Annotated in this window: 20 protein-coding genes and 2 pseudogenes; 9 read left to right on the top strand and 13 right to left on the bottom strand. The window is 72.8% G+C overall.

All coding sequences use genetic code 11. The annotated features are described in order from the left end of the window. Positions 1-464 precede the first annotated feature (464 nt). Together IE94_RS0115195 and IE94_RS39910 are read left to right on the top strand one after the other, a co-directional pair. Positions 465-890: a hypothetical protein gene (locus tag IE94_RS0115195; protein WP_157849358.1), complete on the top strand. Its 426-nt coding sequence runs from the start codon at positions 465-467 to the stop codon at positions 888-890. Next, positions 887-1846: a hypothetical protein gene (locus IE94_RS39910; protein ID WP_030183851.1), complete on the top strand. Its 960-nt coding sequence runs from the start codon at positions 887-889 to the stop codon at positions 1844-1846. The genes IE94_RS0115195 and IE94_RS39910 overlap by 4 nt, the downstream gene beginning before the upstream one ends. A gap of 209 nt (positions 1847-2055) precedes the next feature. Here IE94_RS39910 and IE94_RS0115185 read toward each other — a convergent pair. Continuing rightward, a pseudogene (locus IE94_RS0115185) lies at positions 2056-2841 on the bottom strand (sensor histidine kinase); the annotation flags it as partial. On the opposite strand from IE94_RS0115185, the pseudogene IE94_RS39185 reads away from it, so the two are divergent. Beyond that, positions 2831-3274: pseudogene (locus IE94_RS39185) on the top strand (endonuclease/exonuclease/phosphatase family protein); the annotation flags it as partial. The pseudogenes IE94_RS0115185 and IE94_RS39185 sit on opposite strands and share 11 nt — an antisense overlap. 484 nt (positions 3275-3758) lie before the next feature. Here the strand turns inward: IE94_RS39185 and IE94_RS0115175 are convergent. Continuing rightward, complete coding sequence (locus IE94_RS0115175; RefSeq protein WP_030183846.1) at positions 3759-4049, bottom strand: DUF3040 domain-containing protein; 291 nt, start codon at positions 4047-4049, stop codon at positions 3759-3761. A gap of 288 nt (positions 4050-4337) precedes the next feature. Here IE94_RS0115175 and IE94_RS0115170 point away from each other — a divergent pair, with 288 nt between their 5' ends. Both IE94_RS0115170 and IE94_RS0115165 read left to right on the top strand, forming a co-directional pair. Further along, the gene (locus IE94_RS0115170) at positions 4338-4625 is read left to right on the top strand and encodes a zinc-ribbon domain-containing protein (protein ID WP_030183844.1); all 288 of its coding nucleotides are present in this window, start codon (positions 4338-4340) and stop codon (positions 4623-4625) included. A 106-nt stretch (positions 4626-4731) separates the two neighbouring features. Beyond that, a complete protein-coding gene (locus tag IE94_RS0115165) occupies positions 4732-5814 on the top strand; it encodes a PucR family transcriptional regulator (RefSeq protein ID WP_030183842.1) in 1083 nt (360 codons plus the stop codon). Positions 5815-5865: 51 nt separating this feature from the next. Here IE94_RS0115165 and IE94_RS0115160 read toward each other — a convergent pair whose 3' ends face one another. Both IE94_RS0115160 and IE94_RS0115155 read right to left on the bottom strand, forming a co-directional pair. Then, positions 5866-7392 (bottom strand): SPFH domain-containing protein, encoded by a 1527-nt coding sequence (locus tag IE94_RS0115160; protein ID WP_030183840.1) that lies wholly within the window; start codon positions 7390-7392, stop codon positions 5866-5868. Positions 7393-7460: 68 nt separating this feature from the next. Beyond that, a complete protein-coding gene (locus IE94_RS0115155; RefSeq protein ID WP_030183839.1) occupies positions 7461-7970 on the bottom strand; it encodes a hypothetical protein in 510 nt (169 codons plus the stop codon). A 233-nt stretch (positions 7971-8203) separates the two neighbouring features. Between IE94_RS0115155 and IE94_RS0115150 the strand changes: the two genes are divergently transcribed. After that, positions 8204-10084 carry an NAD-binding protein gene (locus IE94_RS0115150; RefSeq protein WP_030183837.1) on the top strand — a complete coding sequence of 627 codons (1881 nt, stop codon included), beginning with the start codon at positions 8204-8206 and terminating at the stop codon, positions 10082-10084. 137 nt (positions 10085-10221) lie between these two features. Here the strand turns inward: IE94_RS0115150 and IE94_RS0115145 are convergent, their stop codons facing one another. After that, positions 10222-12045, bottom strand: coding sequence for a S9 family peptidase (locus IE94_RS0115145; protein WP_030183833.1), 1824 nt, complete (start codon positions 12043-12045; stop codon positions 10222-10224). A 143-nt stretch (positions 12046-12188) separates the two neighbouring features. Here IE94_RS0115145 and IE94_RS0115140 point away from each other — a divergent pair, with 143 nt between their 5' ends. Continuing rightward, positions 12189-13091, top strand: coding sequence for an SURF1 family protein (locus IE94_RS0115140; protein ID WP_209441065.1), 903 nt, complete (start codon positions 12189-12191; stop codon positions 13089-13091). 22 nt (positions 13092-13113) lie between these two features. Here the strand turns inward: IE94_RS0115140 and IE94_RS0115135 are convergent, their stop codons facing one another. The 8 genes from IE94_RS0115135 to IE94_RS0115100 form a co-directional block, all read right to left on the bottom strand. Next, positions 13114-14439 carry a hypothetical protein gene (locus tag IE94_RS0115135; protein ID WP_030183828.1) on the bottom strand — a complete coding sequence of 442 codons (1326 nt, stop codon included), beginning with the start codon at positions 14437-14439 and terminating at the stop codon, positions 13114-13116. Beyond that, on the bottom strand, positions 14436-15008 hold the full coding sequence (locus IE94_RS0115130; RefSeq protein ID WP_030183825.1) for a SigE family RNA polymerase sigma factor: 573 nt from the start codon (positions 15006-15008) through the stop codon (positions 14436-14438). Before IE94_RS0115130 ends, IE94_RS0115135 begins: the two co-directional genes overlap by 4 nt. A gap of 484 nt (positions 15009-15492) precedes the next feature. Beyond that, entirely contained in the window at positions 15493-16581 is a 1089-nt protein-coding gene (locus IE94_RS0115125) for an aspartate-semialdehyde dehydrogenase (protein ID WP_030183822.1), read from the bottom strand. Then, positions 16581-17858, bottom strand: a complete 1278-nt coding sequence (locus IE94_RS0115120) for an aspartate kinase (protein WP_030183821.1) — start codon at positions 17856-17858, stop codon at positions 16581-16583. Before IE94_RS0115120 ends, IE94_RS0115125 begins: the two co-directional genes overlap by 1 nt. A 418-nt stretch (positions 17859-18276) precedes the next feature. Then, entirely contained in the window at positions 18277-19323 is a 1047-nt protein-coding gene (locus IE94_RS0115115; RefSeq protein WP_030183818.1) for a hypothetical protein, read from the bottom strand. Positions 19324-19661: 338 nt separating this feature from the next. After that, complete coding sequence (locus IE94_RS0115110) at positions 19662-20321, bottom strand: DUF5063 domain-containing protein (RefSeq protein WP_030183815.1); 660 nt, start codon at positions 20319-20321, stop codon at positions 19662-19664. Continuing rightward, on the bottom strand, positions 20314-20913 hold the full coding sequence (gene recR / locus IE94_RS0115105) for a recombination mediator RecR (protein WP_030183812.1): 600 nt from the start codon (positions 20911-20913) through the stop codon (positions 20314-20316). The genes IE94_RS0115110 and recR overlap by 8 nt, the downstream gene beginning before the upstream one ends. Before the next feature lie 85 nt (positions 20914-20998). Further along, positions 20999-21343: a YbaB/EbfC family nucleoid-associated protein gene (locus tag IE94_RS0115100; RefSeq protein WP_063829711.1), complete on the bottom strand. Its 345-nt coding sequence runs from the start codon at positions 21341-21343 to the stop codon at positions 20999-21001. 270 nt (positions 21344-21613) lie between these two features. On the opposite strand from IE94_RS0115100, the gene IE94_RS0115095 reads away from it, so the two are divergent. Together IE94_RS0115095 and IE94_RS0115090 are read left to right on the top strand one after the other, a co-directional pair. Continuing rightward, a complete protein-coding gene (locus IE94_RS0115095) occupies positions 21614-22381 on the top strand; it encodes an SLATT domain-containing protein (RefSeq protein ID WP_030183805.1) in 768 nt (255 codons plus the stop codon). A gap of 125 nt (positions 22382-22506) precedes the next feature. Then, positions 22507-23862 carry an aspartate aminotransferase family protein gene (locus IE94_RS0115090; RefSeq protein ID WP_030183803.1) on the top strand — a complete coding sequence of 452 codons (1356 nt, stop codon included), beginning with the start codon at positions 22507-22509 and terminating at the stop codon, positions 23860-23862. Positions 23863-23970 lie beyond the last annotated feature (108 nt).

Here is a 23970-nt window from a genome sequence, read left to right as displayed (position 1 = left end):
TGGGCAGGCAAAACGCCATCCGCACCGGCAAGATCACCTCCGGAACCTCGTTCGGGACGAAGAGGTCGTGGGTTCACATCCCGCCACCCCGACGCTGGTCAGAGGCCAGGTACTGGATTCAGGACCTGGCCTCTGTCGTGCTCGGGGGCACAACAAGCGATCTCCGGCTGAGGGCCTGTGTCGCTGTCCGGCTCCTCGGGTCGTCGTGCCGCTGCCGTGTCGTGCCGGGCGTTGCGGGTCGGCTCTGTCGGTGCTGTGGGGGCTTGTCGCGGGTGGGGCGGGGGGCGGCCGTTCGGGGGTACGGGCGGGGTGGGGGCCGTCGTGACCGGTGGGCTTTTTCGGTCGTTACCACCTGCGACGGGCGTTCGATCCATGCGGCCACAACGCGCCCTGTCTCACGCTAAGTTGTGCCTTCCGGAGAGGTGTAGCGGTCTATGTCTCTCCCACACATCACTGGGGGCGAAATGCTGGACGAACTTGCCGTGCTCGGAGGCGCGGCGCTGGTGAGCGCGGTGACGTCCGACATCTGGGAGTCGGTCAGGGGCGGCTTCACCCGGTTGGTGCGCCGGGGTGACCGCGAGGAGCAGCGGCAGATCAGCCGCATCCTCAACAGCGCGCCCGCCGAGATCGCCGAGGCCGAGGGCGACGCCGAGCGGCAGCAGGCGGCCGAGGAGGGGCTGGCGCAGGATATGACGAGGGAGCTGACGCGGTTCCTCACCCGTCACCCGGATGCCGCAGACGAGCTGCGGGCCCTGGTCGACGAGGTGAGGCGGCAGATCGAGGCGCGGCCGGCGGCTCCGGCCGGGCAGGTCAACAATGCCTACGACAACGCCGTGCAGTACATCACCCAGAGCGGCGACATCAATGTCAACGGGGTTCCGCGCAGGTGAGCGAGGAGGAGCAGCCGCGCGCCGAGCGGCGGCAGGAGGCCGGACAGCAGGGCGGCGGGCAGCAGAACAACGCCGCCGGCCGGGCGGTCCAGTTCATCGCGCACAGCGGCACGATCAACGTCCATCAGGCCACACCGGCGGACCCGGCGCCCGCCGTGGCGGCAGCCGACCCGAAGCGGCGGCGACCGCGGCGGTCGATCGTGCTGACGTCCACCGGCGCGGGTGTCGCGGCCGTCGCGCTGGTGGTGGGCACCCTGGCCTGGACCGGGTCCGGTCCCTTCGACCGGGTCGAGGAGACGGCGGACGCGCGGGGTGTGACCGCGGCCGTGGAGTCGAAGAGTCCGTCCGCGCCGTCGAGTCCGTCCGCGACGGCCACGTCGACGCCGTCGTCCACGCCGAGCAGCGCGAGCCCGAGCGCGGAGCCGACGGTGGAGAAGCCGGCCAAGGAACGGGCGGAGCCGGCCCCGACGTCGGCGCCGACGCAGACACGGACGTCGCCGAGCGTCGACTTCACGGAACAGGCCAACACCCACTGCGGTGGATTCCGCGATGTCCTGAAGTCCTCGGCCATCAAAATGCGGGCCTGTAGCCAGGTGAACCCGGACCGGAGAACCGCCACGTTCGGCATGCAGGTGTGGAACACCGGAGTCGCACCGGTGACGGTGAGCACCATGGTCAAGCAGTTCCGCTCCGGGGCACGGGCGGACTGCCCCGGGATGCCGTCACCGGGTCGGAAGATCTACATCAATCCTGGTGACTCCTGGTGGAGCGACCTCGGCCTGTGCGGTGCGGAAGACCTGGACCTCGAGTCGTTTCAGGCAGTGGCCTACGCCGTCGAGGACCCGGCGGGCACCATGGATCCCACCTCGTCCAGGGGCGTCAACTCGATCTCGCTCGCGCTGAACGAGAAGGGCCAAGTGCTCTGCAAGTACGGCAACAACTGGCCTCCCTGCTGAACGGACGGGCGGACGACGCCTCCGATATCGGCAACCTTCTCGACCCCGACCCCGACCCCGACCCCGACCGCCATCTCGAGCTCGGACCTCGCGGCGCGGGAGGGCTCAGGATGCGCGGCCGGACCGTCCCCGCGCACCCGGCCGGCCTGCGCCCGTCCTGGGCTCCCTGACCCCGGAAGCCCTCGTAAGCCTCCGTAAGCCCCCGTCGCTCACCTTCCGGCGGGCAGGTGGGGCGGTGGTAGGTGCACGGTGATGCGGAGGCCGCCGGCGGGGCGGGGGGTGAGGGTGAGGGTGCCGTTGTGGGCCTGGGTGATGGTGTTGGCGATGGCCAGGCCCAGGCCGACGCCCGGGTGGTCGGTGTGGACGCGTTCCGTGCCGCGTTGGAAGGGTTCCGTGAGGGTCGAGGCCTGCTGGGGGCTGATCCGTGCGCCGGTGTTCTCGACGGTGAGCAGTGAGGAGTGGGGGCCGGGGGCGGTGTGGACCCAGACCCTGCCCCCGTCGGGGAGGTTGTGGACGATCGCGTTGTGGACGAGGTTCGTGGTCAGTTGCAGGAGGAGGGTCGGCGATCCGAGGGCGGGGGTCACCTCGCCGCCGGTTTCGAGGGTGATGCCGTGTCTCTCCGCGAGGGGGAGGAGGGTTTCGGTGGCCTCCTCCGCGAGGAGGGACAGGTCGACCCGCTCCCGGGTGAAGGAGCGCTGGCCGGCGCGGCTGAGCAGGAGCAGGGCCTCGGTGAGGTCGATCGCCCGGGTGTTCACGGTGTGGAGGCGGTCGATGATCTCGTCGGTGTCCTGGTCCGGGTCGGTGCGGGCCACGTCGAGGAGAGCCTTGGAGACGGCCAGCGGGGTGCGTAGTTCGTGAGAGGCGTTGGCCGCGAAGCGCTGCTGTTCGGCCACGTGCGCTTCGAGGCGGGCGAGCATCGTGTCGAAGGCGTCGGCGAGTTCGCGGAACTCGTCCCTGCGGCCCAGCAGGCGGATCCGATGGGACAGCGACACCAAACCGGCCGACGTCCGGCTGGCCGGCAACCGGGCGCTGCGGGCCACCGTCGCCACGGACCGGGGACCGCTGGTGGTGTACGTGGCCCATCTGGGCTCCGTACGGCTCACTCCCCGGGCGGGCTTCTGGACGGACTCCCGCGACCGGAACGCGCAGGCGCTCGGCGAGGTACTCGCCGCCGACCGGAGTGAGCGGGTGATGCTGCTCGGCGACCTGAACGGCACCGTGGACGACCGCGCGCTGGCAGGCATCACCTCACGGCTGCGCTCGGCCCAGGAGGCGGCCGGGGACGGCTTCGGCTTCAGCTGGCCGGCGACGTTCCCGGTGGCACGGATCGACCAGATCCTGGTGCGCGGAGTGGAGCCGACCGGCTCCTGGGTGCTGCCCGCCACCGGCAGCGACCATCTGCCGGTGGCGGCCGGGGTCAGCTGGTGAGCTTCGCCGGAAGGGGCCGGGCCGCCTTGCCCGGCATCGCCGCAAGGGGCCGGGCCGCGGGGGCCCGGCATCGCCGGAGCGCGTCGTCGGCAGCGTATCCGGCCGGGCCGGGATCGCTCTCCTCACCGCGAAGGTCCCGCCGGGCGCCGCGTGTTCCACCGGACCGTCGTAATGCGTCGCCGCGCGGTCGACAGCGGCCGGCGGTTCCGGGAACGGGCCGAGGTGGGTGACAACCGGCGCGGTCTGGCCGACCGACGAAGAGATCACCGAACTCGCACAGGTCAACGCGCGGCCTCCGGGCCCGAAGTGGGTGACGACCGGCGCGGTCTGGCCGACCGCCGAGGAGATCACCGAACTCGCACAGGTCAACGCGCGGCCTCCGGGTCCGAAGTGGGTGACGACCGGCGCGGTCTGGCCGACCGACGAGGAGATCATCGAGCTCGGACAGGGTCCACGCGCGGCCTCCGGGCCGGGCCCGCCGGGGTCAGGACCCGGAGGGCGGGTAGCGGGTGCCGCGCTCCCGCCGGTGCGGGTCGAAGAGTTCACCGGCGACACCGGCGAGGACCAGCCCGGCGGCGATGAGCAGCCCGTGGGCCAGGAGCATCCCGGCGGCCAGCGCGCCCAGGGCGACGGCGAGCAGCAGCCAGGCCCGGTGGAACCGGTACTCGCGCGGGCGGTGGGGGCGGCCGTCGGCGAGGGCCCGGGCGAACCGGGGGTCCTCGCGGTGCAGCCGGGACGCGATCTCGGTGAGCCTGCGGTCCTCGGGCACGGGCATGGGGTCCTCCTCCCGACGCGGGGCCCTGGGCGGGCGACGCGGTCAGCGGGGCGGGCCATGTGCTCTCCTTGCGGGGTGGGGCGTCCCGAGCACACCGGGGCCGGGCGGTCGGCGGCCGGTGTCGGGGAGTGGGCTCCACAGTCGCCCGCGCGGGCGGGCGGGGGCCATCCGGGGCAGCACCCAAATGCGGCGGCGTACGACCTGTAGGGATACGCGGGGCGAGGCGTCCGGGGGAGGATCTGGGTGTCCTGCGCACCTGCGGGGGGCCGACCGGGAAGGACCCAGCTCGTGATCATCTTCGGCACCAAGGGATACCTCTACCAGCTCGCGATACTGACGCTGGTGTGCGGCCGGTGCGGCAACCCCGCCGCGCACACGCTGAGGAAGCGCGTCACGAAGTTCACGCTGTTCTTCGTGCCGCTGTTCCCCGTCTCCACCAAGTACGCGACCCAGTGCACCTTCTGCGGCGCCGAGCAGCAGGTGTCCAGGGAACAGGCCGAGCAGCTCCAGGCGCAGGAGACCGACGGTCAGGCGTACGGGCCGGCGGACCGGCAGCAGCCGTACCGGCGGCCGTAGGGTGCCGCCGCGCTCTCCCCTCCGCGTTGCCGGGTTCCGGCAGGGTTGACTACCCTCACCTGGCCGGACGCCGCGCACCGGGCGTGGACGGCAGGGGAGGCGCGGGGTGACGGACCTTGGGGCGGAGCAGCGGGAGACGTACCTGACCGGGTACGCCGAGATGCTGTCGAACGTCGCCTCCACGGGGCGTCGGCCGACCCGCGACGAGTTGGAGGAGCGGCGGCTCTTCGGCGAGCGGGCCGCCGAGGCGGGGCACAGTCTGCGCAGTCTCGTCCGGCTGCACCTGGACGCCACGCGCACCTCGTGGCCGGGCGGCGGATCGACGGGTTCCGGCCCGGACGTCACCGGCACCGTGCTCGCCGCCGTCGCCCAGGCCGTGGACGCCTTCGCGGAGGGCTACGAACGCGCGCAGCGGCTCGCCGTACGCCAGGAGGAGGCCGCGCGGCGGGAGTTCATCGACGACCTGCTCTACGGGCGCAGCGATCTGGGCCGCCTCGCCGAACGGGCCGAGCGCTTCGGGCTCGTCCTCTCCCGCGCCCACGCCGTCGCGGTGGCCGAGGGGCCGGAGGCGTACGACGACACCGCCCCGGTCACCCGGGTCGTGGAGAGCGCGCTCATCTCCCGCTTCGGGGACCGGCGGGTCCTGATCACCACCAAGAACGGGCAGTTGGTCTGCATCGCGCCCGGCGACCAGGACGACGTCCTGACCTTCTTCGCCAAGCACGCCCACGCCGCCACGGACGGCAGCAGGGTCGCCATCGGGCGCCCTCGGAGCGGCGCGGGCGGGGTGGTGCACAGCTACGAGGAGGCGCTCAGCACCCTCGGACTCGCCGCCCGGCTGGGCCTGGAGGAGCCCGTGGTGCGCGCCGCGGACATGCTGGTCTACCCGGTCCTCGCCCGGGACCGGCAGGCGATGGCCGACCTGGTGCTGAGTGTGCTGGGCCCGCTGCGCGGGGCCCGGGGCGGTGCCGGGCCGCTGCTGCGGACCCTGGAGGTGTACTTCGACGCGGGCTGCACCGCGGCCGAGGCCGCCCGGCGCCTGACGCTCAGCGTGCGGGCTCTCACCTACCGGCTGGACCGCATCCACCAGCTGACCGGGGCTAACGCCTCCGACCCGGTGCACCGCTACACGTTGCAGACCGCGGTCATCGGAGCCCGGCTGCTGGGGTGGCCCGAACAGGCGATCTGACGCGACGTCAGGTGCTCTGCCCGGGCCCCGGGTTCGCCCCCCGGCCGCGGGTCAGCCGGTGATCTCCACCTTGCCGTTGTGCCGGTCGGGGCCGCCCTCCGGCTCCGGGGCGCCCTTCGCCGTGATGTTCTTCAGCAGGGCCGCCAGGTCGACGCCCGTGGTCGAGCCGAGCAGTTCCATGCCCTGCGCCACGTTGTCGGCGACCGTGCGGGAGAGCCGGCTCGCGCCGTCCGTCGAGATGACCGTCATCTTGTCCACGGCCGCCAGCGGCTCGGACGCCTTCGCCACCACCTGCGGCAGCACCTCGACCAGCATCTGCAGCACGGCGGCGTCGCCGTACCGGTCGAAGGCGTCGGCCTTCTTCTCCATCGCCTCGGCCTCGGCCGCACCCTTGGCGGCGATCGCGGCGGCCTCGGCGTCGCCCTCCAGGCGTACGGCCTCGGCGATCGCGGCACGCCGGGACCGCTCGGCCTCGCCCTGCCTGAGACCCTCGATGGCCTCCGCCTCGGCCAGCGCGCTGCGCCGCTGCTTCTCGCCCTCACCGGTGAGCCGGGCCCGCTCGGCCTCGGCCTGGGCGGCGGCGATACCGGCGGCGCGCTCGGCCTCGGCCTGCTTCACCCGCGCCACCCGGCGGGCCTCCGCCTCCTGCTCGGCCTCGTACCGCTTGGCGTCGGCGGGCTTGCGGACCTCGGTGTCCAGCTGGCGGTCCTTCAGCGCGGCCTGCCGCTCGGCGACCTTCTCCTGCTCGGCGAGGATCTCCTGCTGCCGGGCCGCCTCCGCGAGAGGGCCCGAGGCGTTGGCGCGGGCCGCGGCCTGGTCGGTCTCGGCCTTGATCTCGGCCTGCTTCAGGTAGAGGGTCCGCTGCGCGACCGCGATCTCCTCCTCCGCCTTCAGCCGCGCCTGCTCGGCCGCCCGCCGGGCCACCGCCTCCGCGATGTCCGCCTCCTGCTTGGCGCGGGCCGCCTCGGGACGGCCGAGGTCCTCCAGGTAGGAACCCTCGGTGGTGATGTCCTGGATCTGGAAGGCGTCGAGCACCAGGCCCTGCCCGGACAGGCTCGCCTCCGCCTCCTCGGCCACCTGGCCGGCGAACGCGGCCCGGTCCCGGATGACGTCCTCCACGGACATCCGGCCGACGATCGCGCGCAGCGCGCCGGACAGCACCTCCTGGGTGAAGCCGACGATGCCGTCCTGCTGCATCAGGAACCGCTGGGCGGCGGCGCGGATCGCGTCCTCCGTGCCCCCGACCTTGACGATCGCGACACCCTCCAGGTGCGCCTTCACCCCGCGCAGCGTCACCGCGCCGCGCACGGCGACCGGGATGTGCCGCGAGGAGAGGTCGAGCGTGAACCGCTGCTGCACGAAGGGGACGACGAACACGCCGCCGCCGACCACGACCTTCTGGCCGCTGTTGTCGGTGAAGACACGGCCCGTCTCGGGATCGGTGGACTTCTTGCCGCGCCGCCCGGTGACGATGAACGCCTCGCTCGGGCCGGCCACCTTGTAGCGGCTGACCACCACCAGCGCGAGCAGCACCACGAGTACGACGACTCCCAGCACCGCGATGACAACAGGACTCATGGCAAGGCCCCCGATTCACTAAGAGGTACGGACGGACAAGTACAGGAGGGAGGGGGCCGCGGCGCCGTTCAGCGGTCGACCGGGCGGACCACGACCGACGTCCCCGTCGGCGCCGCCTCGACCCACACCTCGGCGCCCCTCGCCACCGGCACCGCGCTGCGCGCCGCGCACTTCAGCGGCTGGCCGGCGAGCCGGAGCAGGACCTCGCCGTAGCCGTCCGCCGGGATGGCGGTCACGACCTTGCCGGACGTGCCGACGAGGTCGTCGGTACGGGGCGTGAGGGCCGTCTGGTCGCGCATCAGGGCGCGGCTGAAGCGGTACGTCAGCCAGCCGGCCCCCACCCCGGCGAGCGTGCCGGCCCCGGCGGCGCCCGCGGGACCGGTCCAGCCGGTGCCGAGGGCGATGGCGCCGGCGAAGCCGGTCATCGCCGTGAACCCGGCGACGACCGGCAGCGACAGCCACCCCTCCAGGAGGCCGTCCGGCGCTCCCCCGAACGCGCCTTCCAGCACTCCGTCGAAGACCAGCGACAGGGCGAGCAGCACGACCCCCGTGATACCCAGCCCGAGAAACCAGGCCATGCTTGCCGTCCCCCTCTCGCCCGTCGCTGAGCTTCGGTGAAAGGAATCGTCACACGCGGCACGAGGGCGGGTCATTGCCGTGTTCCGGCAATCTTTACGCGTCTTTGATGCCGCCCTCGGTCCGTTCGGCCGCCGCCGCAACCGCGGGCGGTGCATGTACTGTCCTTCTCCAAATGGGGACTCATACGGGGAGCGTTCCGCACCAGGTTCCGCAGGGCGACGGGTACGCGCCCATGGTGGTGTGCGGCGACGACGGGCTGGCCCACCGGCTGGCCGCCGAACTGCGCGGCGTCTACCGCGAACAGGTCACTCTCGTCGTCCCGCCCTCCGGGCGCCGGGTGCGCCAGCCCGTGGTCGGACGGGCCCGCGCGGCCTCGGCGGCCCTGCTGGACATGGTCAACGCGGCGGTCAACCGGACGGGCGGCGCCGACCCGGGCGGCACCGGCGGCGCCGGCCGCGAGCTGGAGGCCACCGAGCCGACCGAGGACGTGCTCGCGGAGGCCGGTGTCGAGCGGGCCACCGCGCTGGCGCTCGTGTACGACGACGACGAGACGAACATCCGCGCCGCCCTGACCGCGCGCCGGATCAACCCCCGGCTGCGGCTGGTCCTGCGCCTGTACAACCGGCGTCTGGGCCAGCACATCGAGGAACTGCTCGACCAGAGCGCGGCGTTGGCGACCGGCGGCGGCCCCGGCTCCGGATCCGGGTCCACGACCGTGCTGTCCGACGCCGACACCGCCGCGCCCGCGCTGGCGGCCACCGCGCTCGTCGGCACCAGCAAGGTCGTCGAGACCGACGGTCTGATCCTGCGGGCCGTCGAACGCAATCCGCCCCGGCCCGGCGAGGTGGCCGACCCGGGGCTGTGCACCCTCGCGCTGCTGTCGGCGACGAGCAACGACCCGGCCGGGGCGGACGGTTCGGAGGGCAGCGGCGAGCAGGGGCCGCGGCTGCTGCCCGACGCGGCGGCGGTGCGGGCGGCCACCGGACGAGGGACGGTGGTCCTGGAGCAGGTGTCTTACTCCGGACCGCCGCTGCCCGCCGGGCGGGCCGGGGTGCCCGCCTTCGGGGAGCTGTTCTCGCGGCGGCTGCGGTGGTCGCTGGCCGGTCTGGCGGCGTGCGTGGTCGCCCTCGCCGTGGCGCTGATGGTGGTCACCGGCGACCATCCGCTGCACGCCACGTACGTGACCCTGCTCGACCTGTTCTCCATCAACGAGCCCGCGCACAACGACGACGTCGGACGGCAGATCCTGCAACTGCTGTCCGGCTTCGTCGGACTGCTGCTGCTGCCGGTCCTGCTGGCGGCCGTCCTGGAGGCCCTGGGGACCTTCCGCAGCGCGACGGCCCTGCGCAAGCCGCCGCGCGGGCTCGGCGGGCACGTCGTCCTGCTGGGTCTCGGCAAGATCGGCACGCGTGTCCTGACCCGGCTGCGGGAGCTGGACATCCCCGTGGTGTGCGTGGAGGCCGATCCCGAGGCCCGCGGCATGGCGACCGCGCGGCGGCTGCGGGTGCCGGTGGTGCTCGGGGACGTCACGCAGGAGGGCGTCCTGGAGGCCGCCAAGATCCACCGGGCGCACTCGCTGCTCGCCCTGACCAGTGTGGACACGACCAACCTGGAGGCGGTGTTGTACGCCCGGTCCGTGCGGTCGCGGCTGCGGGTGGTGCTGCGCCTGTACGACGACGACTTCGCGACCGCCGTGTACCGCACCCTGCGCGCCGCGCACCCCCGCGCGCTCACCCGGAGCCGGAGCGTGACGCACCTGGCGGCGCCGTCCTTCGCCGGGGCGATGATGGGCCGCCAGATCCTGGGGGCGATCCCCGTGGAGCGACGGGTGCTGCTGTTCGCGGCGGTGGAGGTGGCCGGGCATCCGCAGCTGGAGGGGAAGACGGTCGGTGAGGCGTTCCGGGCGGGGGCGTGGCGGGTGCTGGCGCTGGAGGTCTGTGACGGTGAGCGGGCCGGGGGCGGTGCCCCGGAGGGGGCGCGGGAGTCGCGGCTGGTGTGGGAGCTGCCCGAGACGTATGTGCTGCGGGGCTCGGACCGGGTGGTGCTGGCGGCGACCCGGCGGGGGCTGGCGGAGTTGCTCGGGCGGCGGGCGCGGCAACAGTCCCCCGGGTAGCAGGTGACCGTTGCCGCCCCCGGCGGTGGGTGGGGAGCACTCGCCCGCGTCGGCGGGGTGCCGCCTGCGCCCACCCGTGCCGCCCGGGGGTGCCTCCCGGACCGCTCAGGCGCTGGGGGAGGCACGACTGCCCGCCGTCATGCGCTCCGCGGCAAGTGCCTCCTCGCGAAGTCCAGTTCCAGGGCGACCTGCTTGATGCGTTCGTCGACGACCAGGGAGCCGTGGCCCGCGTCGTAGCGGTAGACCTCGTGGACGGCGCCCCTGGCCTCCAGGCGCTTGACGTAGTTCTCGACCTGGCGGATCGGGCAGCGCGGGTCGTTGACGCCCGCCGAGATGTAGACCGGCGCCTTGACCTGGTCGACGTAGGTCAGCGGGGAGGACGCCTCGAAGCGCTCGGGGACCTCCTCGGGGGTGCCGCCCAGCAGGGTGCGGTCCAGGGCCTTCAGGCCCTCCATCTCGTCGTGGTACGCGGTGACGTAGTCGGCGACCGGCACGGCCGCGATGCCCAGCGTCCAGGCCTCGGGCTGGGTGCCGATGCCGAGGAGCGTGAGGTAGCCGCCCCAGGAGCCGCCGGTGAGGATCAGGCGCTCGGGATCCGCGAGGCCCGAGGTGACCGCCCACTCCCGCACCGCCGCGATGTCCTCCAGCTCGATGAGGCCCACCCGGTGCTTGAGGGCGTCGGTCCAGGCACGGCCGTACCCGGTGGAGCCCCGGTAGTTGACCCGGACCACCGCATACCCGTGGTCGACCCAGGCGGCCGGGCCCGCGGCGAAGGAGTCGCTGTCGTGCCAGGTCGGGCCGCCGTGGATGTCGAAGACCGTCGGCAGCGGACCGGCCGCCCCGGCCGGCTTCTGCACCAGGGCGTGGATGCGGCCTCCCGGCCCCTCCACCCACACGTCCTCCACCGGGACCGAGCCCGGCGACTTCGGCCCGGGCGGGTCCAGGACGACGCGGCCGGTGGTGGAGCGGACGGCCGACGGCTCGGCGGCCGAGGTCCACAGGTACTCCACGCTGCCGTCCGGGCGGGCCGTGGCCCCGGAGACGGTGCCGGCGGGGGTGTCGATCTCCGTCAGACCGCGCTCGGCGAAGTCGTAGCGGAACAGCTCGCTGCGGGCCTCGAAGCCGTGCACGATCAGCAGGGCGGAACCGTCCGGGTACCACTCCGCGCTCACGTCGCCCGGCAGCTCCAGCGCGAGGTCGCTCTGCTCCCCCGTCGCCACGTCCCACACCAGGGGCTCCCAGCGGCCCCGGCGCTGGTGGCCGATGAGCAGGCGGGTGTCGCCGTCGACCGGCGCGAAGCCCAGGACCTCCAGGCCCAGCTCCTTCTCGCCGCCCTCGGTGTCGTCCAGCTCGGCGACCGTGCTGCCGTCGGGGCGCAGGACGCGCAGCGCCGAGTGCATGGCATCCCCGTGCTCGGTGTGCTCGATCGCGATCAGGGAGCCGTCGTGGGAGAGGTCGCCGACGCCCGCGGACTCGCGGTGGCGGTAGATCTCCGCCGGGGCACCGCCGTCTCCGCGCGCGAGGTGGATCGTCGTGCCGTCCTCGTCGGTGGAGCGGCCGATCACCGCCGTGCGCCCGTCCCGGCCGAGGGCGAGGCCCGCCGGGTAGGAGGGGTCGAGGCCCGGCACGGCGACCTCGTCCGGGCCGCCGGTGAAGGGCTGGCGGCGCCAGACGCCGAACTCGTCGCCGTCCTTGTCGTCGAACCACCAGATCCAGTCGCCGCCGGGGGCGAGCACACCGTCCGTCGTGCCGTTCGGCCGGTCCGTGACCTGGCGCTGCTCGCCGCTCGACCGGTCCCAGGCGTACAGCTCGTAGGTCCCCGTCGCGTTCGACACGAACAGGGAGCGGTCCGGGGCGTCCTCGGCCCAGTCGGGCAGCGACACCCTCGGCGCCCGGAACCGCTTCTCCCAGTCGGGCACCTGCTCGCCCTGCGTCTGCCGCAACCCGTTGCTCTCAGTCATGGCCCCATACTGCCCCGACCGGGCGTCATGGCGCAGACGAGATCCCCAGCCTGTGGACAACCTCCCCCGACCCGTTCCCGCGCGACCACGTTTTCCACAGCCCCGCTGCGGGGTCCTCGGGCGCGCACCGTACCGTGGAGAGCGTGTACCGGTTTCTGCTGACGCCCCGATGGTGGGGGATCAACGTCTTCGTCGTCCTGGCCATCCCCTTCTGCATCTTCATGGGTTCCTGGCAGCTCGGCCGGTTCGAGGACCGGGTGCAGGACCACGAGACCGCCTCCACCCAGCACGAGTCGGCCCGCCGGGAGGCGGCGCGTCCGCTGACCGAGCTGCTGCCCGTGGACAAGGCGACGGTCGGCAGGCAGACCACCGTGACCGGCCGGTACGACGATCAGCTGCTGGTCCCGGAGCGGAAGCTGGACGACCGGGAGGGCTTCTACGTCCTCTCCCTGCTGCGCACCGACGGCGGCAAGGCCCTGCCGGTCGTGCGCGGCTGGCTGCCCGGCGAACCCGACCCGGCGAAGGCCCCGGCCCCGCCCACCGGCGAGGTCACCGTCACCGGTGCGCTCCAGGCCGCCGAGTCCCCCGGCGGCAACGGCGTCAGCAGCCGCTCCGGCTGGCCCGCCGGGCAGACCGGCGCGATCAGCGCGGCGACGCTGCTGAACCTGGTGCCGTACGACGTCTACGACGCGTGGGTCACGCTGAACGAGGGCGACTCCGGGATGCGGGCCGTGCCGGTGAGCGCGCCGCAGAACACGGGGCTCGACCTGAAGGCCTTCCAGAACCTCGGCTACACCGCCGAGTGGTTCGCCTTCGTCGGCTTCGTGATCTTCATGTGGTTCCGCCTGCTGCGCCGCGAGGTCGAACTCGCCCGCGACGCCGAGCTGGGCCTCGTCGCACAGGACGGCGAGAACGGCGAGAACGGCGAGGACGGAGCGAGCGGGGAGACCGGCGAGTCCGGGGACAAGGCCGACGGGGACGAGGCCGACGGGGAGAAGACCGACGGGGCCGGGGCCGACGGGGCCAAGGCGGGGCTCGTCTCCTGACCGCGGGGCCGCCCGCCGGGGGTTACGCCCCCGAGCCCGAGTCCGCCAGCAGGCCCGTCCAGTAGACGGTCCCCACGCACGCGTTGGACACCGTCGTCGTCGCCGAGCCGGAACCGCCCTCGGGTGTGTAGGTCACCGACACGCTTCCCTCGGCCGGACCGTCCTCGGTGATCAGCTGGGCCGTGGGCCCGGCCTCGCCGCCGCCCTCGGAGGTGCCGCCCACCACGGCGGTCGTGTCCCCGGTGGGCGAGGGCTCGGCCGAGGGCCCGCCGGTGCCGCCCCCCGTGGTGCCGCCGGTGGTGGGACAGGTCTCGGAGGGCACCCAGGCGAACTTCACCTCGTACGCGGCGCCCGGCGCCAGGGTCAGCGAGGCGGCCTCCAGCGACGGGTCGGGCAGTCCGGCCGCGGCGTCCCCGGCGGCGTGCCGCGCGGTGCCGATCCGGGTGGCGTCCGCCGCGCCCAGCGGGGCGGTGGCCACGTTGCCGGGTCCCGTGACGGTGCAGCCGCCCGGGGAGACGTTGGTGACCCGGAAGGAGCCGTAGACCACGCCCGTGGAGTCGGGGGCCGCGCTGCTCGCGACGGCCGGGCCGAGCGACCCCGGCCCGCAGGCGGGGATGTCGGCGGGGCTGCTGGCGCTGGGGGCGCCCGAGGGGGCCGAACCCGTCGCGGCGCCGGACTCCTTGTCGCCGGGCGTCTCCTTCGGGTCGGCCTTGTCCTTGCCCTCGGCGGTGTCCCCGGTGCCGGCGATGCCGCTCTGGCCGCCGGCCGGGTCCTTGCCCTGGGAGGCGCCGCCCTGGGCCTGTGAGGCGTTGCCCGCGACGGACGGGTCGGCGCTCGCGCCGGTGGAGTTGGAGACGTGCACGAGGGCGGGGACCGCCGTGCCGAGGAAGAGGGCTGCGGCCGCGACGCCGACGACCGCCTGGCGCTTGCGGGCCCGGCGGGCGGGCACCGCGCGCCGCAGGTGTTCCAGGGTGCCGTCGCTCGGCTCCAGCTCGCCGACCGCCTGGTGCAGCATCGCGCGCAGGGCCACCTCGTCGGGGGCGGGCCCGTCGGGGGCGGGCCCGTCGGGACCCTGCGCGGCGGGGCCGTGGTTCACAGTTCCGTTCCCAGGGTGCGTGTGCATGTGCGTATGCATGTGCGTGTGCTTCTGCTGCTCTCGCCCGGCCGGTCCGGCGGGCGCGTCCTGCCCTTCGCCGGCGTCCGGTCGCGGACCGTGCCGCTCGCGGACGTCCGGTCGCGCGTCGTGGCCCGCTCGGGCGTCCGGTCGCGCGTCCTGCTCGCGAGGGGCGTCCGGTCGCGGATCGAGCTCCTCCCGGGCGTCCGGTCGCGCGTCGTTGCCGTCGCTCATGCCGGGGCCTCCATGGCCACCCGGAGCGCCGCGATCCCGCGCGACCCGTACGCCTTGACCGAGCCGAGGGATATGCCGAGCGTCTCGGCGACCTGGGCCTCCGTCATGTCGGCGAAGTAGCGCAGGACCAGCACCTCGCGCTGCCGGCGCTGGAGCCCCTTCATCGCCTTGATCAGGGAGTCGCGCTCCAACTGGTCGTAGGCGCCCTCCTCCGCGCTCGCCATGTCGGGCATGGGCTTGGAGAGGAGCTTGAGGCCGAGGATGCGGCGGCGCAGCGCCGAGCGCGAGAGATTGACGACCGTCTGACGCAGGTACGCCAGGGTCTTCTCCGGGTCACGGACCCGTTTGCGCGCCGAGTGCACCCGGATGAACGCCTCCTGGACCACGTCCTCGCAGGAGGCCGTGTCGTCGAGGAGCAGGGCGGCGAGGCCGAGCAGCGAGCGGTAGTGCGCCCGGTAGGTCTCGGTGAGGTGGTCGACGGTGGTACCCGCCGCCACGTCCTCGGCGCCGTCGCGCTGGTTCGATATGCGGGCCGGCCGCGCTGCGGGCATCGGCGCGATCACCGGCATGCCACCGGCCGGACCGGCCACACGGGGACGGACGGACCGGACGGGGGGACGCAGAGCCGCGCCCCGCGTGCCTGCGGTGAATTCGAGAACCTCTGCCACGCCAGTTGGACACGTCCGACCCCGTGAGGGTTGTACGTGCCGGACGTCACGTTCCCGTGTCCGTCGGACAGCCCTCTGGGCGGCCACCCGGCTGACGGTGCGTCATAGGCCCTCATCGTCCGCTCTTCCCCTGTATCCCGTGTGAACGGGCGTCCCCACGCCCGCCTCGGCGCCCCCGCGCCGAACCACGCCCCGCGCCCTGAATGGGTGACCGCAAAGACGCTCCCCGCCGCTCGCGCGGTTGCGGAGGGCGGGGAGGAAATCCTCTGACGGCACGGGTGCCCGGTACAAGTAGTCCGGACCAACTTCCGGATCACATCTCGTCCATGGATTCTACAAACGCAACCCACAGTGTCCGGGGGATTTTCGCCGCTCGTCTCCCGGCTCAGCCGAACTCGGCCGCCACCAGTTCGGCGATCTGCGCGGTGTTCAGAGCCGCGCCCTTGCGCAGGTTGTCCCCGCACACGAAGAGTTCGAGCGCGGTGGGATCGTCCAGGGCCCGGCGCACCCGGCCGACCCAGGTCGGGTCGGTGCCGACCGCGTCGGCGGGCGTCGGGAACTCCCCCGCGGCCGGATTGTCGAAGAGGACGACGCCCGGCGCGGTGGCCAGGATCTCCCGGGCTCCCTCGACGGTGACCCCGCTCTCGAAGCGGGCGTGCACGGTCAGGGAATGCGTGGTCACCACGGGGACCCGTACGCAGGTCACGGCGACGGGCAGCCGGGGCAGTCCGAGGATCTTGCGGGACTCCTCCCGCACCTTCATCTCCTCCGACGACCAGCCGTCCTCCCGCAGCGACCCGGCCCACGGTACGACGTTCAGCGCGACCGGCTCCGGGAACGGCCCGGTGTCGTCGCCGACGGCCCGCCGCAGGTCACCGGGGTGCGTCCCCAGCTCCGTCCCGGCCACCAGCGACAGCTGCCGGCGCAGCGTGTCCACGCCGTCCCGCCCGGCCCCGCTGACCGCCTGGTACGAGGAGACGACCAGCTCGCGCAGCCCGAACTCGGCGTGCAGCGCGCCCAGCGCCACGATCATGGACAGCGTCGTGCAGTTCGGGTTGGCGACGATGCCGCGGGGCCGCATCCGCACCGCGTGCGGATTGACCTCGGGCACGACGAGCGGCACGTCCGGGTCCATCCGGAACGCGCCGGAGTTGTCGACCACCACCACGCCCTTGGCGGCGGCGATCGGCGCCCACTGCGCGGAGACCTCGTCGGGCACGTCGAACATGGCGACGTCGACCCCGTCGAAGGCCTCCTCGCTCAGCGCGAGGACCTCGACCTCCTCCCCGCGCACGGCCAGCTTGCGGCCGACCGAGCGGGGGGATGCGATCAGGCGGATGTCGCCCCATACGTCCGCGTGCTGGGAAAGGATCTGGAGCATGACCGAGCCGACGGCGCCGGTCGCGCCCACGACGGCGAGCGCGGGCCTGCCGGTACGGCCGCCGTCCGGGCCGGTGTCGTGCGCGGCGGACATCAGCGTCCGGTGCCCCCGTAGACGACGGCCTCGTCGCGGTCGGAGTCGAGCCCGAAGGCGGTGTGCACGGCGCGCACGGCCTCGTTCACGTCGTCCTTGCGGGTGACGACCGAGATGCGGATCTCGGATGTCGAGATCAGCTCGATGTTCACCCCGGCGTCGGAGAGCGCGGTGAAGAAGTCGGCGGTGACGCCCGGGTTGCTCTTCATCCCCGCGCCGACCAGGGAGATCTTGCCGATCTGGTCGTCGTAGCGCAGCGAGTCGAAGCCGATGCGCGGGCGGTTCTTCTCCAGCGCGTCGATGGCCTTGCGGCCCTCGCTCTTGGGGAGCGTGAACGAGATGTCCGTCAGGCCGGTGGAGGCGGCGGAGACGTTCTGCACGACCATGTCGATGTTGACCTGGGCGTCGGCGATGGCGCGGAAGATCGCGGCCGCCTCGCCCGGCTTGTCGGGCACGCCGACCACCGTGACCTTGGCTTCGGAGGTGTCGTGCGCGACTCCGGAGATGAGGGCCTGCTCCACGTGCTTTTCCCCTTGCTTGATCGGCTCGCTGCTGACCCACGTGCCCTGCAGTCCGCTGAAGCTGGACCGCACGTGAATCGGGATGTTGTACCGGCGGGCGTACTCCACGCAACGGTGGAGCAGCACCTTCGAGCCGGAGGCAGCGAGCTCCAGCATGTCCTCGAAGGAGATCCAGTCGATCTTCTTCGCCTTGGGCACCACGCGCGGGTCGGCGGTGAACACGCCGTCGACGTCGGTGTAGATCTCGCAGACGTCCGCGTCGAGCGCGGCGGCGAGGGCGACGGCGGTGGTGTCGGACCCGCCGCGGCCCAGCGTGGTGATGTCCTTGCTGTCCTGGCTGACGCCCTGGAAGCCGGCCACGATGGCGACGTTGCCCTCGTCGACCGAGGTGCGGATGCGCCCCGGCGTGACGTCGATGATCCGGGCCTTGTTGTGGACCGAGTCGGTGATGACTCCGGCCTGGCTGCCGGTGAACGACTGGGCCTCGTGACCCAGGTTTTTGATCGCCATGGCCAGCAGCGCCATGGAGATGCGCTCTCCGGCGGTCAGCAGCATGTCGAGTTCACGCCCGGCAGGGATCGGGGATACCTGCTCGGCGAGATCGATCAGCTCGTCCGTCGTGTCGCCCATCGCGGAAACGACGGCGACCACCTGGTTGCCGTTCTTCTTCGCTTCCACGATCCGCTTGGCGACGCGCTTGATGCCCTCGGCATCGGCTACGGAGGAGCCTCCGTACTTCTGCACGACAAGGCCCACGTGCGCTCCTCGCTCAGTCCGTCTCTTTCCGCACGTACGTATATGTACTGCGGTCGGCTCATTTTACCGAGCGTCCGGATTTCCCCCCTGCGGTATCGCATGGTGAGACCCGGGTACTCGCTCAGGCTGGCTCATGCCCAGGGCGGCGCGGGTCACTCGGGAAAGTGCGGTGTGTCACACGTTCACAAGTGGCTTCCGGCCGCGTGAAAAGCCGGGGCTGGTTGAACGTGCAACCCGGGAAGCCCCCGGCCGGACTCAGTCCGCCAGCTCCTTGAGGGGCTCGGTGTCGAGGGTGATGTCGACGGGGCATGGAGGTGCACGGGCTCCTCGACGGACATATCGGGCCGGTGCTCGGTCCTGGGGGTCATGGCGTCGCCTCCTCGACACCATGGTGACCCGACCGGCGCCTCCCGCACGCTCACAGTGCCCGCTCCGTCCTGGGCGGCAGGCCGGCGGCCGCGCGTACCTCGGCCGCGCGGCGGGGGACGTCCACCCACTCGTACACGGCATGGGCGTCGGGGGCGGCGAGGAACGTGTCCGGCACATACCCGGCGACCGGCACACCGGCCTCCTCCGCCGCCACGGCCGCCTCGAACTCGGCTCGGCAGTCGGCGCACATGCCGCCCTTGATCTCCGTCGTCCGCTCGTCCGCGTCGCAGTCCATGCAGACCATGACCGCACGGGTCACGCGGGCCCGGCGCGGGGCGGCCTTCTGTCGGATCCTCGCCTTCTTCGGGGGCATCCTGCTCTCCAGTCGGTTGCGGGCGAGACCGCCCGGGTTGTTCACGGTCGCGGGAAGGCCGTCGGTCACCGCGCGGGCGATGTCCTGGGGTGTCGCGCCACGCGCCAGCCACTCCTCGGCCAGGGAGGCGAGAGACCGGCAGTCGGCCTCCGACAGGCGCATGCGGGGTTCCGTATCGCGGATCGCGGCGAGGGCGAGGTACGAGGTCCTGGACTCCGCGTCCGCCTCGGCCTCGGGACGCGGCTCGGGCTCCGGCTCCGGCTCCGGCACCTCGGGCTCGTCGGTGCGGGCGAGACCGGGGCGGAGGTCGCCGGGCACGATGCGGCCGTTGCGCTGCCGCGCGAACTCCTCCCACCACGCCGCCGACCTGCGCGTACGCGACCAGTACGTCCGCGTGACCCACCGCATGGTGTTGTCCTCGACGGTGAGGTGCTCCCTGATCCAGCGCAGGTGGCCGGCCTCGCTGATGCGGTTGAGGGACGTACGGGTCGCCTGCTGGCCGTAGCGGGGGTGCTGCGCTGCGAGCACCTTGTGGCCCATCGCCTGGCCGTCGTCGAGGTGGTCGACGAAGACGGCGATCTCGGCCTCACGGGGGCTCAGGTGTGCGAAGTCCGGGTCCGCGTGCGGGTCTTCGTCACCGGCACGGCGTTTTCCGTAGCCCGGATTGGCCATCGGGTGGGCCGGGGAGGGCAGTGCGGGACTAAGGTTGGCGTAAGCCACCATCGAATTCTCTCTTCGATGCGTCGGTCAGGTCCCGGATTGGTGTTGGCAGCACCGCCGGGACCGACTCATTTGTCGGTCATATGCCGTGAACCTAGAGCGACTTGACACAGCGAAGCAAGCTGATCACGGAACGTCACTCTTACGAGGTACGACGACTCAACTCACGTTCAGACTTGGTTGGTTGGTTATTTCAACCAGACCGGAAAACCAAGGGAAGAGCTCGAATCCCGAGGCTCAAGCTCCGGGCTGAACTGCGGCGATGCGCCGACCAGGCGGGGGCCGGTTCGGCCGAGAGCTCGCTGGCGAAGGGAAGCGCCTGCAACACGACGTTGCGTGACCTACTTCACCGGACGCAGCCCCAGCGGCCCCGCGATCTCCTGGACCATGACGCGGCCCGCCTCCGACTCCAGGGCGTCGTCGCCGAGGTCCTGGTCGGTGTCGAGGCCGTCCAGCTCCTCCAGGGGCTGGTTCAGGCGGACGTGGGCGACGACCGACTGGAGGGCGCGCAGGGTCGCGGAGGCGGTGGAGCCCCAGTTGGAGAAGTAGGAGAACTGCCACCACCACAGGGCCTCCGTGGTGCGGCCGGCCTTGTAGTGGGCCATGCCGTGGCGGAGGTCGGTGATGACGTCGGTGAGGTCGTCGGAGATCCGGGCCGGGACCGGTGCCTTGCGCGGCTCGTAGGGGTCGAAGACCTCGGAGTAGACGTCGACCGGGTCGAGGATGCGGGCCAGGTTCTCGCGGATCTCGTCCACGTCGAGTTCCGGGCCCGGGTCGGGCTCGTAGCGCTCGTCCGGGACGATGTCCTCGTGGGCGCCCAGACGGCCGCCGGCCAGCATCAGCTGGGAGACCTCCAGGAGGAGGAAGGGGACGGCCGAGTCGGGCTCGTCGCCCTTCGCCACCTCGGTGACGGCCACCAGGAAGCTCTCGATCTGGTCGGCGATCTGGACCGCGAAGTCGTCCGGGTTCTGGTCGGTCGCGTGCAGCGTGGCGTCAGACATCTAGGAGTCGTCTCCCCTCGAAGGCGCGGCCGAGGGTCACCTCGTCCGCGTATTCCAGGTCGCCGCCCACCGGGAGGCCGCTGGCCAGGCGGGTGACCTTGAGGCCCATGGGCTTGATCATGCGGGCGAGGTACGTGGCCGTGGCCTCGCCCTCCAGATTCGGGTCCGTGGCCAGGATCAGCTCCGTGACCGTGCCGTCCGCCAGGCGGGCCAGCAGCTCACGGATGCGGAGGTCGTCGGGACCGACCCCGTCGATCGGGCTGATCGCGCCGCCGAGCACGTGGTACCGCCCGCGGAACTCACGGGTGCGCTCGATGGCGACGACGTCCTTCGGCTCCTCCACCACGCAGATGACGGAAGGGTCGCGCCGGGCGTCGCGGCAGATGGTGCACTGCTCCTCCTGCGCGACGTTCCCGCAGGTCGCGCAGAAGCGAACCTTGGCCTTCACTTCCATGAGGGCCTGGGCGAGCCGCCGTACGTCGGTCGGCTCGGCCTGGAGGATGTGGAAGGCGATCCGCTGCGCGCTCTTGGGACCGACGCCGGGCAGCCGCCCGAGTTCGTCGATGAGGTCCTGGACCACGCCTTCGTACAACGGACTGCCGTCCTTCCTGAGGTTCGTGCACTACGTACGGTAGATGGCTTCGGCCGGTCTGAGAAAGGCGATCCGGGGAGACGGTTCAGAACGGCAGGCCGGGGATGCCGCTGCCGCCGCCCAGGCCCTGGGCCAGCGGGCCGAGCTTCTGCTGCTGGAGGTTCTGCGCGTTCTCGTTGGCCGCCTGGACGGCGGCGACGACCAGGTCGGCGAGGGTCTCGGTGTCCTCCGGGTCCACCGCCTTCGGGTCGATGACGAGGCCGCGCAGCTCGCCGGAACCGGTGACCGTGGCCTTCACCAGGCCACCGCCCGCCTGGCCCTCGACCTCGGTCCGCCCCAGTTCCTCCTGGGCCTTCGCCAGGTCCTGCTGCATCTTCTGGGCCTGCTGGAGCAGCTGCTGCATGTTGGGCTGGCCACCACCGGGGATCACGTTCAGCTCCCATCACGTCCGGTCACGACGGTTTTGCCGTTCGGCACGAGCCTACGTGGTCCGGGCGGCCCTCGCTCCAGCACTCTTTCGAGTGATGCCGCGGGAGCCCTATACCTGATCAACGCCCTCTTCCGGGCGGAAAAGCGGCGGAACCCGGCTCTTCGCCACCCATTGGGCGGTAGGAAGGGTTCCGGCGCAGGGTTCCGGCGTATGAGTCCTCGCGGACGGCGAGCGGTACGGCGAGCAGTGGCGAGCAGTAGGGAGTGCCGGGTGGGTCAGCCGGAGATGCAGCCCGAGGGGCCGCCGCAGAGCGGAGCGGACGGTGGCGGTGAGGGGGCGGCCGGGGCGCGGCCGGGCGACCTGAGCGGGCGGGCGTTTCCCCTCGGGGACTGGGCACTGCCCGCCGAGCGGCTGGACGAGCTGTACCGGTGGGTGGAGCGGGGTGCGCTGGACACCGCGGCCTGGTATCTCGCGGACCGGGTGTGGAAGCGGCGCGGCGCCGTGCTGCTGCGGGGCGGGGCCGCGGTGGGTGCGGCCGCCGGGGCGGCGCTGCCGCTGCTGGACCTGTCCGGGGCGGCGGGCGGGGTCGCGCCCTGGGGGTACCTGGCGCTGCTGTGGGCGGTGGCGTGTGTGGCGGGTGACCGGTACTTCGGGGTGACGGCCGGGTGGATGCGGGACGTGGCCACGGCACAGGCGGTGCAGCGGCGGCTCCAGGCGCTCCAGTTCGACTGGGCCTCGGAGAGCGTGCGGGAGGTGCTGGGACCGGCGGACGGGACGGCGAGCGAGGCGGCGGAGCGGTGCCTGCTGGTGCTGCGGCGGTTCTCGGAGGACGTGACGGAGCTGGTCCGGGCGGAGACGGCGGACTGGATGGTGTCCTTCCGCCCGGGGCCCGCGCCACTGGGTCCGCACGCCGCCGCGGCGGCCGACGGGCCCCGCCCGGACAGCGGGGGCACCGGCGCCACCGGCCGCTTCCCGATCCCCCCGCAGAACGGCACCCGCCCGAACATGCCCCGCCAGCGCCCGCCGGAGCCCCGCTGACCCCCCGTGGCGGCGGTTCCGTGACGGAGCGGCTCCACCGCGTCGACAACCTGTCGCGGAAAGGCCCCGACCGCAGACAGGACGCCGATTCCGATTCCGCATCGCGGACATCTACCCTCGGCCGCATGACCCCTCAGCCCTCCCCCCAGGCAGGCGCCGCCGTGAAGGCCGCGGACCGCGCGCACGTCTTCCACTCCTGGTCAGCGCAAGAGCTGATCGACCCGCTCGCCGTCGCCGGCGCCGAGGGGTCGTACTTCTGGGACTACGAAGGCAGGCGCTACCTCGACTTCTCCAGCGGACTCGTCTACACCAACATCGGCTACCAGCACCCCAAGGTCGTCGCCGCGATCCAGGAGCAGGCGGCGCGGCTGACGACGTTCGCGCCCGCGTTCGCCGTCGAGGCGCGCTCGCAGGCCGCCCGGCTGATCGCCGAGCGCACGCCCGGCGACCTGGACAAGATCTTCTTCACCAACGGCGGCGCCGACGCCGTCGAGCACGCCCTGCGCATGGCCCGGCTGCACACCGGCCGCCCCAAGGTGCTCGCCGCCTACCGCTCGTACCACGGCGGCACCCAGCAGGCGGTCAACGTCACCGGTGACCCGCGCCGCTGGGCCTCCGACAGCGGCACGGCCGGGGTCGTGCACTTCTGGGCGCCGTTCCTGTACCGCTCGCGCTTCTACGCCGAGACCGAGGAGCAGGAGTGCGCGCGGGCGCTGGAGCACCTGGAGACCACGATCGCCTTCGAGGGCCCGGGGACGATCGCCGCGATCATCCTGGAGACGGTCCCGGGCACCGCGGGGATCATGATGCCGCCGGCCGGTTACCTGGCCGGGGTGCGCGAGATCTGCGACAAGTACGGCATCGTGTTCGTGCTCGACGAGGTCATGGCCGGATTCGGACGCACCGGCACCTGGTTCGCCGCCGACCTGTACGGCGTCGTCCCCGACCTGATGACCTTCGCCAAGGGCGTGAACTCGGGCTATGTGCCCCTGGGCGGCGTCGCGATCTCCGCCGCGATCGCCGCGACCTTCGCGGAACGGCCCTACCCGGGCGGACTGACGTACTCCGGCCACCCGCTGGCCTGCGCCGCCGCCGTCGCCACGATCAACGTGATGGCGGAGGAAGGCGTCGTGGAGCACGCGGCGCGGCTCGGCGGCGAGGTCCTCGAACCGGCGCTGCGGGAGCTGGCCGAGCGCCACCCGAGCGTGGGCGAGGTACGCGGCACCGGCATGTTCTGGGCACTGGAGCTGGTGCGGAACCGGGAGACCCGGGAGCCGCTGGTGCCCTACAACGCCACCGGTCAGGCGGCCGCGCCCATGTCCGCCTTCGCCGCCTCGGCCAAGGCGCACGGCCTGTGGCCCTTCGTGAACATGAACCGCACCCACGTGGTCCCGCCGTGCAACGTCTCGGAGGCGGAGCTGAAGGAGGGCCTGGCGGCGCTGGACACGGCACTGTCCGTGGCGGACGAGTACACGGAGTAGGCGGGACGGGGCGAGGGGCCCGAGCGCGTAGGGTTGCGTGCTCGTACGCGGTAGACATGTGTACGAGCACGACGCCCCCGGGCGGCGCCCCGGCGACGCCCCGAACGC

This window comes from Streptomyces violaceorubidus (assembly GCF_000717995.1).
Classification (GTDB): domain Bacteria; phylum Actinomycetota; class Actinomycetes; order Streptomycetales; family Streptomycetaceae; genus Streptomyces; species Streptomyces violaceorubidus.
The sequence above is the reverse complement of the archived record's forward strand: the minus strand, read 5'-3'. Positions and strand labels throughout refer to the sequence as shown.

Bases quoted from the DNA above. Each gene is read 5' to 3' on its own strand.
- IE94_RS0115195 (WP_157849358.1), top strand. From the start codon at position 465: ATGCTGGACGAACTTGCCGTGCTCGGAGGCGCGGCGCTGGTGAGCGCG.
- IE94_RS0115175 (WP_030183846.1), bottom strand. From the start codon at position 4,049: ATGCCCGTGCCCGAGGACCGCAGGCTCACCGAGATCGCGTCCCGGCTG.
- IE94_RS0115110 (WP_030183815.1), bottom strand. From the start codon at position 20,321: ATGTCTGACGCCACGCTGCACGCGACCGACCAGAACCCGGACGACTTC.
- IE94_RS0115145 (WP_030183833.1), bottom strand. From the start codon at position 12,045: ATGACTGAGAGCAACGGGTTGCGGCAGACGCAGGGCGAGCAGGTGCCC.
- IE94_RS0115130 (WP_030183825.1), bottom strand. From the start codon at position 15,008: ATGCCGGTGATCGCGCCGATGCCCGCAGCGCGGCCGGCCCGCATATCG.
- IE94_RS0115155 (WP_030183839.1), bottom strand. From the start codon at position 7,970: ATGGCCTGGTTTCTCGGGCTGGGTATCACGGGGGTCGTGCTGCTCGCC.
- IE94_RS0115090 (WP_030183803.1), top strand. From the start codon at position 22,507: ATGACCCCTCAGCCCTCCCCCCAGGCAGGCGCCGCCGTGAAGGCCGCG.
- IE94_RS0115115 (WP_030183818.1), bottom strand. From the start codon at position 19,323: ATGGTGGCTTACGCCAACCTTAGTCCCGCACTGCCCTCCCCGGCCCAC.
- IE94_RS0115160 (WP_030183840.1), bottom strand. From the start codon at position 7,392: ATGAGTCCTGTTGTCATCGCGGTGCTGGGAGTCGTCGTACTCGTGGTG.
- IE94_RS0115125 (WP_030183822.1), bottom strand. From the start codon at position 16,581: ATGTCCGCCGCGCACGACACCGGCCCGGACGGCGGCCGTACCGGCAGG.
- IE94_RS0115135 (WP_030183828.1), bottom strand. From the start codon at position 14,439: ATGAGCGACGGCAACGACGCGCGACCGGACGCCCGGGAGGAGCTCGAT.
- IE94_RS0115150 (WP_030183837.1), top strand. From the start codon at position 8,204: ATGGTGGTGTGCGGCGACGACGGGCTGGCCCACCGGCTGGCCGCCGAA.